At 66.7% G+C, this 12,838-nt stretch carries 17 protein-coding genes; 15 read left to right on the top strand and 2 right to left on the bottom strand.

Annotated features, from left to right (window positions below; genetic code table 11):
- Window positions 1-20: 20 nt before the first annotated feature.
- The 5 genes from ABZ453_RS06195 (at window position 21) to ABZ453_RS06175 (ending at window position 4,109) form a co-directional block, all read left to right on the top strand.
- On the top strand, window positions 21-602 hold the full coding sequence (locus tag ABZ453_RS06195) for an OmpA family protein (RefSeq protein ID WP_359012202.1): 582 nt from the start codon (window positions 21-23) through the stop codon (window positions 600-602).
- 183 nt (window positions 603-785) lie between these two features.
- Entirely contained in the window at window positions 786-1,067 is a 282-nt protein-coding gene (locus ABZ453_RS06190; RefSeq protein WP_359012029.1) for an Arc family DNA-binding protein, read from the top strand.
- A complete protein-coding gene (locus ABZ453_RS06185; protein ID WP_359012027.1) occupies window positions 1,064-1,468 on the top strand; it encodes a hypothetical protein in 405 nt (134 codons plus the stop codon). Before ABZ453_RS06190 ends, ABZ453_RS06185 begins: the two co-directional genes overlap by 4 nt.
- A gap of 123 nt (window positions 1,469-1,591) precedes the next feature.
- Window positions 1,592-3,565, top strand: coding sequence for a hypothetical protein (locus ABZ453_RS06180; RefSeq protein ID WP_359012025.1), 1,974 nt, complete (start codon window positions 1,592-1,594; stop codon window positions 3,563-3,565).
- A 19-nt stretch (window positions 3,566-3,584) separates the two neighbouring features.
- Complete coding sequence (locus ABZ453_RS06175; RefSeq protein WP_359012023.1) at window positions 3,585-4,109, top strand: hypothetical protein; 525 nt, start codon at window positions 3,585-3,587, stop codon at window positions 4,107-4,109.
- A gap of 141 nt (window positions 4,110-4,250) precedes the next feature.
- On the opposite strand, the gene ABZ453_RS06170 is transcribed toward ABZ453_RS06175, so the two are convergent.
- Window positions 4,251-4,424 (bottom strand): hypothetical protein, encoded by a 174-nt coding sequence (locus ABZ453_RS06170; protein ID WP_359012021.1) that lies wholly within the window; start codon window positions 4,422-4,424, stop codon window positions 4,251-4,253.
- A gap of 268 nt (window positions 4,425-4,692) precedes the next feature.
- Between ABZ453_RS06170 and ABZ453_RS06165 the strand changes: the two genes are divergently transcribed.
- Window positions 4,693-4,938: a hypothetical protein gene (locus ABZ453_RS06165; protein WP_359012019.1), complete on the top strand. Its 246-nt coding sequence runs from the start codon at window positions 4,693-4,695 to the stop codon at window positions 4,936-4,938.
- An 11-nt stretch (window positions 4,939-4,949) separates the two neighbouring features.
- Here ABZ453_RS06165 and ABZ453_RS06160 read toward each other — a convergent pair whose 3' ends face one another.
- Window positions 4,950-5,321, bottom strand: a complete 372-nt coding sequence (locus ABZ453_RS06160) for a DUF192 domain-containing protein (RefSeq protein WP_359012018.1) — start codon at window positions 5,319-5,321, stop codon at window positions 4,950-4,952.
- Window positions 5,322-5,633: 312 nt separating this feature from the next.
- On the opposite strand from ABZ453_RS06160, the gene ABZ453_RS06155 reads away from it, so the two are divergent.
- The 9 genes from ABZ453_RS06155 to ABZ453_RS06115 all read left to right on the top strand — a co-directional run bounded on the left by ABZ453_RS06155 (window position 5,634) and on the right by ABZ453_RS06115 (window position 12,810).
- Window positions 5,634-6,293, top strand: a complete 660-nt coding sequence (locus tag ABZ453_RS06155) for a hypothetical protein (protein ID WP_359012016.1) — start codon at window positions 5,634-5,636, stop codon at window positions 6,291-6,293.
- 5 nt (window positions 6,294-6,298) lie between these two features.
- Window positions 6,299-7,309: a hypothetical protein gene (locus ABZ453_RS06150; protein ID WP_359012199.1), complete on the top strand. Its 1,011-nt coding sequence runs from the start codon at window positions 6,299-6,301 to the stop codon at window positions 7,307-7,309.
- A gap of 22 nt (window positions 7,310-7,331) precedes the next feature.
- Entirely contained in the window at window positions 7,332-7,631 is a 300-nt protein-coding gene (locus tag ABZ453_RS06145) for a hypothetical protein (protein WP_359012014.1), read from the top strand.
- 47 nt (window positions 7,632-7,678) lie between these two features.
- Window positions 7,679-8,959, top strand: coding sequence for a putative T7SS-secreted protein (locus ABZ453_RS06140; protein ID WP_359012013.1), 1,281 nt, complete (start codon window positions 7,679-7,681; stop codon window positions 8,957-8,959).
- A gap of 206 nt (window positions 8,960-9,165) precedes the next feature.
- Window positions 9,166-9,513 (top strand): hypothetical protein, encoded by a 348-nt coding sequence (locus ABZ453_RS06135; RefSeq protein WP_359012011.1) that lies wholly within the window; start codon window positions 9,166-9,168, stop codon window positions 9,511-9,513.
- Window positions 9,506-10,183, top strand: a complete 678-nt coding sequence (locus ABZ453_RS06130) for a hypothetical protein (RefSeq protein ID WP_359012009.1) — start codon at window positions 9,506-9,508, stop codon at window positions 10,181-10,183. Before ABZ453_RS06135 ends, ABZ453_RS06130 begins: the two co-directional genes overlap by 8 nt.
- Window positions 10,180-10,821 (top strand): hypothetical protein, encoded by a 642-nt coding sequence (locus ABZ453_RS06125; RefSeq protein WP_359012007.1) that lies wholly within the window; start codon window positions 10,180-10,182, stop codon window positions 10,819-10,821. Before ABZ453_RS06130 ends, ABZ453_RS06125 begins: the two co-directional genes overlap by 4 nt.
- A gap of 49 nt (window positions 10,822-10,870) precedes the next feature.
- Window positions 10,871-11,752 carry an LLM class flavin-dependent oxidoreductase gene (locus ABZ453_RS06120; RefSeq protein ID WP_359012005.1) on the top strand — a complete coding sequence of 294 codons (882 nt, stop codon included), beginning with the start codon at window positions 10,871-10,873 and terminating at the stop codon, window positions 11,750-11,752.
- Window positions 11,753-12,009: 257 nt separating this feature from the next.
- Window positions 12,010-12,810: a class I SAM-dependent methyltransferase gene (locus tag ABZ453_RS06115; protein WP_359012004.1), complete on the top strand. Its 801-nt coding sequence runs from the start codon at window positions 12,010-12,012 to the stop codon at window positions 12,808-12,810.
- The last annotated feature ends 28 nt before the right edge of the window (window positions 12,811-12,838 follow it).

Here is a 12,838-nt window from a genome sequence, read left to right as displayed (position 1 = left end):
TCGTCGCGGCGGCGGCCCTCATGGTCGCCACGAACCTGGTCGGCGTCGTCACGGCCCACGCGGAGGACGGCCCCACCACCGCCCCCGACACCGAGGCCTCCGCCTCCGCCCCGGTCAAGATCGACCCCAACGACCCCGACCTCAAACTCCCCGAGGGCGCCACCCTCGCCGCCCCCAAGGTCCTCGACATCAAGTCGGTCGTCGAGGATCAGTCCGGCGACGAACGCCGGGAGGACACCAACACCGAAGTGACCTTCGCGCTGCAGGCAGAGGTGCTGTTCGCCAAGGACAGCGCCAAGCTGAACGCCGACGCGAAGGCACGCATCGCCGCGATCGCCGAGGAGATCAAGAAGCAGAACGCGACCCAGGTACGCGTCTTCGGCTTCACGGACAACCTAGGCACCCACGCCCACGGCGTCGTCCTGTCCAAGCAGCGCGCCAACGCCGTACAGGCCGTCCTGGACGACGACTTGAACGACCCGAACATCACCTTCGACGTGCGCGGCTACGCCGAGCAGTACCCGATCGCCGACAACTCCACGGAGGACGGCCGCAAGAAGAACCGCCGCGTGGAGGTGACGTTCCCGAGGACGGAGAGCTGAGCGGAGGCAGACGCAGCCAGTACGAAGAGGGGCTGCGGTTGCCGTGCGTCTTGTGTCCAGATGGTCGTCGCCTGGCAGCACACAGCCAAAAGCCACTCCGACCCCGAACTGCCGGCAGAGCTGACCAAAGACCATGCAGCCGGGGACCAGCACACGGCGTATACGCCACGTATACTCGGTGGCATGTCCGATGTCATGATCCGCGTGCCCGCCGAAGTCCGTGACCAACTCGCCGCCGTCGCCGAGGCGCGAGGGACCAGCCTCCGTGCCCTCATGCAGGAGATAGCGGCTCAGACGCTGACTCCCGAGCAGATCAAGGAACGGGCCGACCGCACGCGCGACCTGCTCGCCGAGCGATTCGGGCATTACGTGACGGACGAGGAGTCCGCGGAGATGCGGCGCAAGATGCGAGAGGCCACCGCCGTACATCGGGCCACGCTCACGCAGCCGGAGCAGTCCCGTTGAACCTGACCGAACACTATGTCCTCGACACGGCGGCACTGTTGGCCATGGGAGGCAATAAGCAGGTCTCCGGTCTCATCCATGCAGCGGCCGCCAGCGACGACGTGCGGCTGTGGGTACCGGTTCTGTGCCTCCTGGAAGCCGAGCGTGAGCGTGGCGGGACCGTTGCCCACGTCGGTGTACTGCTGGAGGTACTCCGCGTCATCGACGACGACTACGCGCTGGCTCTGACCGTTGCCGAGTTGTGCCGCGAGAGTGCCCCCGGGGGCGTCGACTTCGGTGTGGCGGCAGCCGTGCACGCGGCGCGGCCGAACCTGATGCTCCCCGACGGAGCGCTCGTCGCCACCGTCGCGCCAGAGCCGTATGCGAGGCTGGGAGTCGGGGTCATGGACCTGAACCGCTGACTCGCCCCGATTGGGCGCCGATTTGGGCCCCCGGGCCCATGCTGCCCAACTGCCCCCTCCCTACCCTCGGCCGAGGCCGTAACCAACAGCGGTGCAGCCGCGGGAGGTTGAGGAGGAGGGGGCATGGCGTCGGTCGGGGGAGTGGCGGAGTGGCCGGGGATGGGGCGTGAGCCCGCGGAACGTGGGGAGCCGCCTCGTTCACTGTCGGTGGCCTTCGTCCTCCTCCACATCCTCCTCGCCTTCACCGTCCTCGGCGCCCTCGGGATCCTCCTCACCGCCGCCTCGTACGACACCCTCGACGCCGGAGTCCTCGCCCGCGTCGCCTACGCCGCGGCCCCCGGCACACTCGGCTGGTGGCTCGCCCGTCGCAGCCGACAGGGCGGCCCTTGGGTCCGGCGCGGCCTCGTCGCCGTACAGGCATGGCTGATCCTCGGCGGCCTGGCCAACCTCGCCGCCGGTTCCGGCCGCGCGGGCCTCCAGCTCTTCCTCCCCACCGTCATCGTCTGCCTCCTGCTCCAGCCGGGGAGCAGACAGTGGTACGACACTCCCGCCCCCGACCGCGCCGACCGCCGCCCCTTCTCCCTCGCCCGCATGATCCGCTGGCGCAGCGACGACGGCCAGACCGCCGTGGAGTACGCCGGCCTCGTCGCCATCGTCGTGGCCATCATCACGGCGCTGCTGGTCAGCAGCCTGGGCACGCAGATCTACGGCGGCATCGAGGCGCAGGTCTGCAAGGTCACCGGCATGGCCTGCCCGGCCCCCGCCGGGGGCGGGGAAACGGACGTCAGGGCGGGCAAGGGTAACGGCACAGGCTCGACCGCCGGCACCGGCAACGGCCAGAACCCCACCGGCAACGGCCAGAACCCCACCGGCGACAAGAAGACCGCGCCTACCACCGGCGGCAACGACGGAGACAAAGACCCCGGCTGCTTCTCCGGCGTCGGCGCCTTCTTCGGCTGCGCCGGAGACCAGATCAAGCAGGTCGGCGAGGGAGTGTTCGTCGACGGCGTCTGGGGCGACCTCACCGGCATCTACGACATGGCCCGCCACCCCCTCGACACCCTCAACGGCATCGGCGACTACGGCAAACAGCTCGGCCACGACTGGATGAACAACTCCAAGGACGCCCGCGACAAGTGGTCCAAGGGCGACTACCTGGGCGCCGTCCTGGGCTGGGGCGGCTCCTCGCTCAAGACCGGCGGAACCGTCCTCTACGACATGTTCATCGGCAAGGACACGGCGAACGACTGGAACAACGGCCACAAGACCCGCGCCGTCAGCCACGTCCTGTGGAACATCGGCTCCCTCTTCATCCCCGGCTACGACGGCGCCAAGGTCGTCGAAAAAGTCGGCGACCTCGGCAAACTCGGCAAACTGGGCAAGCTCGCGGAGGAGGCGGCCGAGGCGGCGGAGGACGCGAAGCGAGCCGCCAAGGCGGGGGACGTGGCGGGCGCCGAAAGGGCGGCGAAGGAGGCCGACGAAGCAGCCGAGGAAGCCGAGAAGAAGGCCCGGCAGACCGGTTGCACGATCTCCGCACCACACCACCGCGTCCCGTACGACGGCACGGCCCCGGACGTCAGCGACACCGTAACCGGTTCCGCCGGCACCGGAACCACGGTCCTCGCGTCGGGCGGCGGCGGGTACGTCGTACTCGCCGAGGATGGCTGCGACGAGGAAGCCAAGAAGGCGGCCGAGGAGGCGCGTAAGAAGGCCACCGAAGCCGATCACGCCGCCGGCCGCATGAGCAAGGAGGAATCCGAGGCGGCCAGGAAGCCGACGGTGGGGCAGGGGGATCCGAAGAAGTTCAAGGACCATTTCCTGCGGCACAAGAAGCTGGTGGAGGACGCGCTCGGAACGAAATACAAGAAGCTGAAGGATGATGGTCCGCGTTTCCTGAACGACATCCAGGAGAACATCAAGAACGGCACCTTCAAGCTCGTGGGCACGGGCACGCTGAAGAAGGGCGAGGCCGCAGGGCTCATCTACCGTGGCAAGGGTGTGACCATCGTGCTGCACGAGAACGGCGACTTCTGGACCGCCCTCAAGTCGGGCGAAGGCCTGGACACGTCGATCGAGATCACCCTGAAGGCGCAGTGACCGAGTGACAGGAGCAGCGGTGCCCTCTTCGAGTACGACTCCCTGGAGCGGAGTCGAGGAGATCCTGCGTCAGCGGTACGTGACAGATGTCCTGGTCCCTGGACGGATCGACCGCGAGGAGCGGATCCCGCGGTTCGCTCCGCAGCCGCTCGTTGTGTTCGTCGTGCTCGACGTGGGAGCCCTGCGCCTGGAATCGGTCGGAGGACACGGCCAATTGGGGGTTCGAGTCGTGGAGTCGGTGGCCCTGGACGGTCTCGAGCTCTTCGCCGCGATCGAGGAGGAGGGTGACGAACTCGCCCTGGCCTCCCACGGCGAGCAACTCTTCGGTGACAGCTGGGACCGCTTGCGCTGCACCACGGTCCACCCCTTCACGGACACGGCGTCGAAACCCGACGAGGGCGTCATCAAATGCCTCGCCATCGAACTCGAGTCCCGTTACTGGCTCTTCTTCGACCCGACCTGGCCCTTCGGCATCAGGATCGGAAATGCTGAGGACATGCGCCGCTGGGAACGGGAGTACGACGACCGCGACCGAAGCCGTTGAAACAGCGAGACGACCTTGCTGCTCGTGAACCTCTTCACCGTCGCCCACCTCGACCCCCACAGGTCTCGGACGGCCCTGGAGCAGGTGCTGGCGATCCCGGCGGACTCGATCGACGTCGCCGATACGGAGGCAGACCAGCGTTTACGGCGGTGGGACGCGCCCGTCCTGTGCACGTACCGCGTCCTGCCGCCAGGCGATCTCGTCCTGGAGCTCGAGGTCCAGATCAAGGACGGGACGTCCGGAGAGGATCTGGACGGTGCAGCCCTTGCCCAGCGCCTCGCGGTCCGATCTCGACAGTGCGTATCGGGTCGCCACGGCGGACGGACGGCACGTGTGCTGCCGGCTCGAGACGATCGACTACGACGAGGACACGACGTACCGGGTCGACGTGGTGGAGGAAACCGTCCCCGGTCTCCTCCGTGCGAGGGTGGAGCCCCTCCCCGAAGTCCTCGGTCACGAACCCCTCCCGACCCCTTTCTGGCCACCTATCCGACTGGCACGACGGGCACTGTGGAAGGCCGCGTTCATTACGGACTGCGCGTTGGGAAAGGGTCGCCTGCAGGCTGGAGACCGAGGGGAATCCTTGAGAGCAGTACCGGAACGGTTCCGGCGTGACCTGGAAGCACGCGACGACCTCGAGCGACTTGTCCGCGAGGTCGAGGGCGCGTACGCCGAAGACCTGCGGTCCGTAGTCGCCCGTCTCGACGGCACCTTTCGCGACCACACCCGGCCCGACCCAGGCAGGGAACCGGGCGCTGGTGGTGGCAGCGCGAGTGCAGCGCGCTCCCTGGAAGCGGGGCTGATCCGTCCGCTGTCCACCGCGCCCTGACGACGCGAGTCTCAGAGCGCGACCACATCCACCCGAACCCCGGCTTTGATTCCCCATCCCGCCATGGCCCCCGCCTCCGCCTCCAGCACATGCCGTGCCCGGACCCGCGGCAGCCCCAGCCGCCCTGGCCTCATCGTCCGTACGGCGATGACCTTGAGGCGGCGGTCGAGATAGGCCACGTCGATGGGGATGCGCATACGGAAGGTGTGGATGCTGTTGGCCGGCGACAGCAGGAGAACACCGTCAACGGAGTCCCGTCCCAACAACCCTTTGGTGCGAGCCCGATAGGAGGTGGCGATCTCCAACGCGATGGCTTCCTCTCCGGGTTGACCATCCCCGTACACGAACAACTGTCCCCACCCGTCCTGCCAACGCCGCGCCATATCCAGGAGCCTCCCAGCCCGCGTATCGCCCTGCCCGTCCACTCGGTGAACTGACCGTATGAGCAGGTCAGTAGGACTCGCATGGGCCCAGAGACCCATGCTGCGTCGAGGATGGAGAACGGCCGGCGTGTCATGCTCACGAATTTCTCTGCGATTCGAAACTATTGTGGCGTCAACCGCCGCCTAAGGAATGCCTCCTCTTGATTCGCCCTGTTGGGACCCCATGTCGGACGAAAACCCGGCTGGTGTCAGCCGGACCCTGTCGATAGCGTTGGCAACTCGTGCAAATCATCGCCTTGCCGGGAGTCCTCTGTGAACCGCCGTCCTACCCTGTTCGCAGCCGTAGCGCTGGCAGCTGCAGCGGTCTTGTCGATGTCCGCCTGCGGAAGTGGCGGCGCCGACTCCGAGGCCAACGACAAGATCGCGGGCGCGGACACGAGCGGTGAGGCATCGCCGTCGCCGGCTCAGATGGCGTCAACTGCCTCTGACCGGCCGAAGATCGAGGTGCCGTCGGATGTCACGTACGACTTCGAGTGGAAGGCCACTGGAGACGCCGGCAAGGACGCACTTCTGAGCGATGTCGAACAACGAATCAAGGCCGTAGACATGGCGATCGCAGACCAGAACGCCCTGGACAGGGCTTACCTCTTTTACACCGAAGGAACGGCGGCGGCAGGAACCCAGCAGTACATCCAGCAGTACGTCGACCACAAGGCTCGCACGACGGGACTCACGCGGTTCTACAACGAGAGCCTGACCGTTGACGACGACGGTACCGCCTCCCTTGTGTACTGCGGAGACCAGAGCAAGGCATTCAACAAATACCTCAAGACCGGCAAGACCGACGTGACGCCGGTGACCAAGAACAGCTACGTGATCTACGCCAGCGCCCTGCGTAAGAGCAAGAAGAACGGCGTCTGGGTAACTGAGCGCATGACGTCCCAGAGGGGAAGCTCCCATTGCCAGCCCTGATCCGTATGGGCCCGCGAGCCTTCGCCCTTGCTCTTCTGGTTGCGCTGGGAATCTCCTGTCCAGGGCACGCGGACCAGGGATGGGGCGGGAGCACGGACAACGGTTCGAAGAAGTCATCGGGTGGAGCGGACGGCGACAAGATTTCGGCACAGGCCGGAGGTGTCGTCTACGACCTGTCGAAGAACGGTTCAGGGAAGTCCGCCGGTCCGGTGACGTCGACGACGTCCTGGACGCCACCGGCCTGCTGGTATGCCCCAAAGTACACACCAGCCCACCTCAAGGCGTACCTGGAACCGATCTGGGCGTCCCCGTCAACCGGTTACGAGTGGGACGCCCAGCAACGCGATCGCTACGTCAACGGTCACCCCTACAAAGACTTCAACAGGGACAGGACCGAGGAGGGCTACTGGTGGGACTCGTACGTCAACGAGAGCTACCCACCCGGCTGGAACAAGTGCGACGAACCCATCTTCTGGGTTGACAAGGGCGTGCCACCGCCGGCTGACGTAAAGAACGCCGTGACCCCTAGGATCCTGGCGGAACTCGCATACAACGAGATCCGAGTCCAGAGTACGAAGGTGTCCATGGCTCCGGCCGATGCGACCAAGGTCAACCTTCCCACTTGGGCCTGGCTGGACGGTGCCAAGTTCATGCCGGTCTCCGTCACTGCTGCCGTCCCCGTCCTGAACATCTCCGCGACGACCACGGCAGAGCCGATCGCGCTGAGGATCGACCCGGGAACCACTGACGCGGTGACCTACCCGTCGTCAGGCGTCTGCCAGTTCACCGACGGTCGTATCGGTGAGCCCTACGCCGAGGGCAAGGCGGACGGGACCCCTCCCTGCGGTGTGAAGTACCTCCGTTCGTCCGACGAGAGCGCCTACCCCCTCAAGGCCACCATCACCTGGAAGATCTACTGGACGGGCACCGGCACGGCAGGCGGTGAACTCCCCGACGGCACCTTTGGCGCCACGCAGGACGTCGTCGTACAGGAGATCCAGGCCATCAACCGCTGACGGGCAATACACGGAAAAGAACATGTCGAACGGATCTGATCTCCAAGTCGATTACGACTTGCTGTCGACTAGCGCCAAGCAACTCGCCCAGATTCGCCGCGAATTCAAGGGCCTGGAGGACTGGAAGCAAGACGTCAGGGCCCTGCTCGGGAACAGCCGTGTTCAGAGCGCCATGGGTGACTTCGTGGACAACTGGAGCCACAACCGCAAGCGGCTAGTCACGGAGATCGAGGAGGTGGGGAAGATGGTCAAGACGACCAGTGACACCTTCAGGGGACTTGATGACCGACTTGCCAACGCCACCAAGGGCAAGCCGAAGTAGAGCGTTGAATACGCACGCATCAATGGCACCTCACAGGGGGAGCATTCATGGCACGGCCCACTGACTGGGCTCCGTTGGCCGAGGCAGATCCTGTTCCGGGCGACCCGGAAGGTATCCGGCGCGAGGTCACGCACATGAAGAAGGTGGCCGAGAAGCTGCGCACGCAGGCTGCCGCCATGCAGGCGATCGCGGACTGCGACGGGCTGAAGGGCAAGTACGCGGACGAGCTCGGCGACAAGGCACGAGGGCTCGGACGGCGGCTTAACCTTGCCGAGCACCGCTATCGCAAGGTGATAGGGCAGCTCAGTGACTGGGCCGACGACTTGGAGACCGCTCAACGCAAGGCAGACCGGGCTCTGGACGAAGCCAAAGACGCTCAACACGTCATCGACGCCCGCAAGCCTGCCGACGACACCGAGCAGAGCACCGGAAAGTCCCACAAAGGGGAGGCCTCCACGGATCCGGGCGTAGCACGGGCCAAAGAGGACCTTGAGGCGGCCCGTCGGAAGATGAACTCGGCTGTGTCCTTCTGCGACGAGCGTGCGGACCACTACGCGAGCAAGATCCGGTCGTCGATCGACGACGACATGGAGGACAGCTGGTGGAACGAAGTGAAGGCGTGGGTGGGCGATGCCGACTGGTTGGAAACCGTGGCCGACTGGCTGAGCAACGCCTGCACTTTCTTGTCGATCGCCGCGATCTTCTTTCCGGCTCTCGGTGTGGTCGCCGGGATCCTGACAGGAATCGTCTTCGGTATCCACCTCTTGATGGCGGTGACAGGCAACGGCTCCTGGTTCGATGTGATCACCGATATCGCGGCGTTCAAAATGGCTAAGAACGGCGTCAAAGCGGCCAAGGCCATCAAGGGGCTGCAGAACGAAGGCCGCTCCCTCGCGAAGGACCTCACGGAACAGCAAGCGAAGCGGGCGGCCAGAATGACCCGCGCAACCACCGGACGGGGCAGTGGACCGCTGGGACGACTGCGCAGAGTCGCGGACAATCAGCAAGGGCGGGCAGCTGGCCTACGGACTCGGGATGAGGCCCTGCCGGTCGCGACGCGGACGGACACGTACAAAGCCCTGGGCGACAAGCGCATGGCTCAGCAGGTCAAGGACATTGAGCGGATGAGCGGTAGGTACCCTGACAGTCAGAGGTTGAGTGACATGGCCTCGGAAGCCGCACGCCAAAAGGGCACCGCCCAGTCCTATTGGATCACGAGCACGGTGCTCGACTTTGGTGGGCGGGCTGGGGATCAGTGGTCCAGCACCTACGTGGATGCCAAGGGCCACATGACGGCGCCAGGAGTTGGGATCGGATCGCAATGGTGAGGCCCAATCCAGGGAAACGGCGGACCGGTCTCACGCAGAGCGCGCATATCCGGCGGGCGCGTAGGACTCAGGAAGGGGGCCGTATCTCCGCCAGTGAGGACTCCCCTTCCCGTGGAAAGGAGGGCGCTCCCACACTCGGCGCGCTCAGCTCCTCGTCTACTGCGCCTGGGCCCGAGGAGGACTGGTTTGGGACGGTGGCGATCAGAGTGCGCTACCTGCTGCTCGCCATCATTCTCGTCATGGCCGTCTGGTTCATGGTCGCGTTGCAGGACCGAAAGACAGCCGGACTCGATCTTCCAGTGCCCACGTGGGCACTGGACGCCGCAGCCCTCGGTCCTGTACTGGTGTTGGTCCGATTCTGGAAACCGGAGACCCGGAAGAAGAGCGACACGCTGGAATCCGATTTGAAGATCTTCAGCGGCCTCTACTTCTGCATGGCCTTCCTTGGAGCCGTGCTGGGTGGCTATTGGCAGTTGTGGCCCGGAGTCGGACTCTGCGTCGCCGTGCACGCCGGCATCTGGTACACCAACAGGCGGGCCGACAATCATGACTGACAACGCAACCGAGCCCGCTACTCCCCCCACTGGCTACCATCTTCTCCTCCCCGAGGACTGGGTGCAGATTCCGCTCCGGCAGGGAGATGCAGAAGCCTCTGTAAGTTCGATCGTCACCGCCGCCTTTACCCGCGTGCCGAACGGTGTGCCGCGCGACAAGTTGGTTCCGCTCCGGCTGGAACTGAAACGCAGACTCCTGGCGGCAGTTGCCGAAGCACGCAAGGCCGACGTGTTGGAGCTTTATGTGCCCATGAAGTTGGGAGGTGAGTTGAATCTCGGCGCGTCGTTCACCGTTGCCCAAGTACGCCTTCCCACGCGCTCGGGAGCCGGCGCCGACCCGAACGGAGTGTCCGACCCGTCAGGGGTCGCCGTTCAACTGCTCGCCGGCCATCGCACGGCGGGCATGGTCAGTGCCGACATGAGCAGCGGCGAAATCGATGGAGCCGTCGCGATTCGCCGAGAGCGAGTCGTCGCAGCGGCGCCGGAACACAGGGCCGAATTGGCCAGCCGCAGAGTGGAGTACCTGGTGGCGGTGCCGGCTGATGCCGGCCAGTGGCTGGTGGTCGCTTTCTCCACTATCGGCGCGGGGGATCCCGAGGACGGCCTCTCAGAAGCGCTGGTCGAATGGTTCGACGCGTTGATGACGACCTTCCGGTGGAGCTGGACATGACTGAGCCCCTGGTTGAGCTGGAGCACGAGTTCAGCCTCGACATCGGATACGACCCGAACCGATGGCTGGAACTCCCTCCACGCTGGGACACCACCGAGTGGCCGGACATCAGCGTCTGGGCGCGGCACTGTGCCCAGCTGTTCTGGCGGGCGTACCGACTGGACCCCGGCCAATCGGGCATCCCCTTCCTCGCGGACACACTGAGACGCTTCGCGGAAGCCTTCGCCCCGGAGCCCTTCGACACCCGGGTGCTGCTCCGCGTGTGGGAACCGACGAGCATGCCACTCCAGCTCTTCACCATGGTCAAGCCGGCACAGGGCGACTGCGAGGAGACTCTGCGCTTCCTCGTCGCGGCGGAGGACCCTGACGCCGTCGAACCACCGGTCATCGAGCCCTTCCGCACGGAACTTCTCGGTGAAGGGCTACGGTCGTTTCGCTACCTCCGTCAGGACGACGCCCCTGAGGTGATCGCCGCGGTCCGCTACGCCTGGCGTGACGACGAAGCGGGCGCCGATGTCGTGCTGTGGACAGCCACGGACGACACCGCGCAGGTCATCCGGGCCGCTCCCGACATCGAGGAACTGGCTCACACGGTCAGCGTGGCAGTGTGGAATCCCGAACCGGGCGACGAGGAATAGCGGGACTCGACGTGTTGTCCGGCGCCGGGCTCCCGGGTAGGAACGCCCCATGACCGGACTAGGCGCTGTGTTCCGACCCCAGCTTCCGCCCGAGCGGCTTCGGAGTGTTGCTCGTGTCGCGGATGAGTGTGGGCTGGAGCAGTTGTGGTTGTGGGAGGACTGTTTCAGGGAGGGTGGGATCTCTTCCGCCGCTGCCGCCCTCGCCTGGACCGAGCGGGTGCGGATCGGGGTCGGGCTGCTGCCCGTCCCGTTGCGGAACGTCGCCGTCACCGCCATGGAGGCCGCCGCGCTGCACCGTATGTTCCCTGGCCGCGCCATTCTCGGCGTCGGTCACGGCGTGCAGGACTGGATGGGCCAGGTCGGCGCGCGGGTGGAGTCGCCGGTGACGTTGCTGCGCGAGCACCTCCTCGCGTTGCGCGCCCTGTTGCGCGGGGAGCGGCTGACGACCAGCGGGCGGTACGTCCGTCTCGACGACGTCGCTCTCGACTGGCCGCCCGCCGAACCCGTGCCCGTCCTCGCTGGCGCCACCGGGCCCCGTACGCTGCGGCTGACCGGCGAGGCCGCCGACGGCACCATCCTGACCGCCTCAACCACCGCGGACCGGGTTCGACAGGCCCGGCAGCTCATCGAAGAAGGACGGGAGTCGAGCGGCCGCGCCGACGCCGACGCACCGCACGAAGTCGTCGTCTTCCTCCTCGCCGCCACCGGCGTCGACGCCGCCGCCCGTCTGCGCGCCGCACTCGTCGACGAGGGCGACGAGAACGTCCCCGACCTCGGCGTCGCCGGAGACGCCGGCACCGTCGCCAAGGCCGTTCGGCGGCTCGCGGAGGCCGGCGCCGACACGGTGATCCTCCAACCGACCGGGGACGAGCCCGACCCCGAGGGCTTCGTACGGTTCGTTGCGACGGAGGTAAGGCCGCTCGTCCCATGACCGACAGGGCCGATAAGACCGTCGGGGACGGCCAACACCCCCGGTCCATCCCACAGCCTGGCGCCTCGCCGTCGACGGGCTCCTCGACGCGCCGACAGTGCACAGGGCGTACGCCCTCCTACGACCGCACCTGGGAGAGGAGGCGGTCCGGCCCCCGAAAAGCTCCGGCCCCCCGGCAAAGCTCCGGCCCCCCCGAAGAGCCTCGGCCCCCGAAAAACCAGCGGCACCGACCCCCAACTCCTTGCCAGGATCACCCCATGGCCCATCAACACCGATCCAGTGAACCTCGCACCTTCGACGACCTCCTCGCCGAAGGCGTCGCCGTGCCCACCGACGGATGGGACTTCTCCTGGTTCGAGGGGCGGGCCACGGAGGAGCGGCCCTCGTGGGGCTACGCCGTCTCGCTCGCCGAACGTCTCGCGCGGGCTTCCGCCGCACTGGACGTCCAGACCGGGGGAGGGGAGGTCCTGGACTTCGCCCTCGGGCGGGCCCCGAAGACCCCCGTGCTCACCGTCGCCACCGAGGGCTGGCCGCCCAACGTCACCAAGGCCACCGAGTTGCTCCGCCCGCGCGGAACCGCTGTCGTCGCCGCACCCGAGGACGCGCCGCTACCCTTCGCGGACGGCGCCTTCGACCTCGTCAGCAGCAGGCATCCCGTCACCCCGCACTGGACGGAGATCGCCCGGGTCCTGCAGCCCGGCGGCACGTACTTCGCCCAGCACGTCGGCCCGCGCAGCGTCTTCGAGCTCGTCCAGTACTTCCTCGGCCCCCAGCCGGAGGCCTCGCTCAGCGACCGTCACCCCGACCGCGAACGCGCCGGTGCCGAGGCCGCCGGCCTGGAGATCATCGACCTGCGTGCCGAGCGGCTGCGGATCGAGTTCCACGACATCGCGGCCGTCGTCCACTTTCTGCGCAAGGTCATCTGGATGGTCCCGGGCTTCACCGCCGAGGCCTACGAGCCCCAACTCCGCGCCCTGCACGAGCGGATCGAGTCCGAAGGCCCCTTCGTCGCGCACAGCACCCGACACCTCGTCGAGGCCCGCAGGCCCGTCCGCTGACCCACGCGGGGCCATGCACCAACCAAAG

It is taken from the genome of Streptomyces sp. NPDC005799 (assembly GCF_040630525.1).
Taxonomy (GTDB): Bacteria; Actinomycetota; Actinomycetes; order Streptomycetales; family Streptomycetaceae; genus Streptomyces; species Streptomyces griseorubiginosus_B.
The sequence above is the reverse complement of the archived record's forward strand: the minus strand, read 5'-3'. Positions and strand labels throughout refer to the sequence as shown.

Bases quoted from the DNA above. Each gene is read 5' to 3' on its own strand.
- ABZ453_RS06190 (WP_359012029.1), top strand. From the start codon at position 786: ATGTCCGATGTCATGATCCGCGTGCCCGCCGAAGTCCGTGACCAACTC.
- ABZ453_RS06130 (WP_359012009.1), top strand. From the start codon at position 9,506: ATGACTGACAACGCAACCGAGCCCGCTACTCCCCCCACTGGCTACCAT.
- ABZ453_RS06140 (WP_359012013.1), top strand. From the start codon at position 7,679: ATGGCACGGCCCACTGACTGGGCTCCGTTGGCCGAGGCAGATCCTGTT.
- ABZ453_RS06195 (WP_359012202.1), top strand. From the start codon at position 21: ATGGTCGCCACGAACCTGGTCGGCGTCGTCACGGCCCACGCGGAGGAC.
- ABZ453_RS06150 (WP_359012199.1), top strand. From the start codon at position 6,299: ATGGGCCCGCGAGCCTTCGCCCTTGCTCTTCTGGTTGCGCTGGGAATC.
- ABZ453_RS06125 (WP_359012007.1), top strand. From the start codon at position 10,180: ATGACTGAGCCCCTGGTTGAGCTGGAGCACGAGTTCAGCCTCGACATC.
- ABZ453_RS06145 (WP_359012014.1), top strand. From the start codon at position 7,332: ATGTCGAACGGATCTGATCTCCAAGTCGATTACGACTTGCTGTCGACT.
- ABZ453_RS06115 (WP_359012004.1), top strand. From the start codon at position 12,010: ATGGCCCATCAACACCGATCCAGTGAACCTCGCACCTTCGACGACCTC.
- ABZ453_RS06160 (WP_359012018.1), bottom strand. From the start codon at position 5,321: ATGGCGCGGCGTTGGCAGGACGGGTGGGGACAGTTGTTCGTGTACGGG.
- ABZ453_RS06120 (WP_359012005.1), top strand. From the start codon at position 10,871: ATGACCGGACTAGGCGCTGTGTTCCGACCCCAGCTTCCGCCCGAGCGG.
- ABZ453_RS06180 (WP_359012025.1), top strand. From the start codon at position 1,592: ATGGCGTCGGTCGGGGGAGTGGCGGAGTGGCCGGGGATGGGGCGTGAG.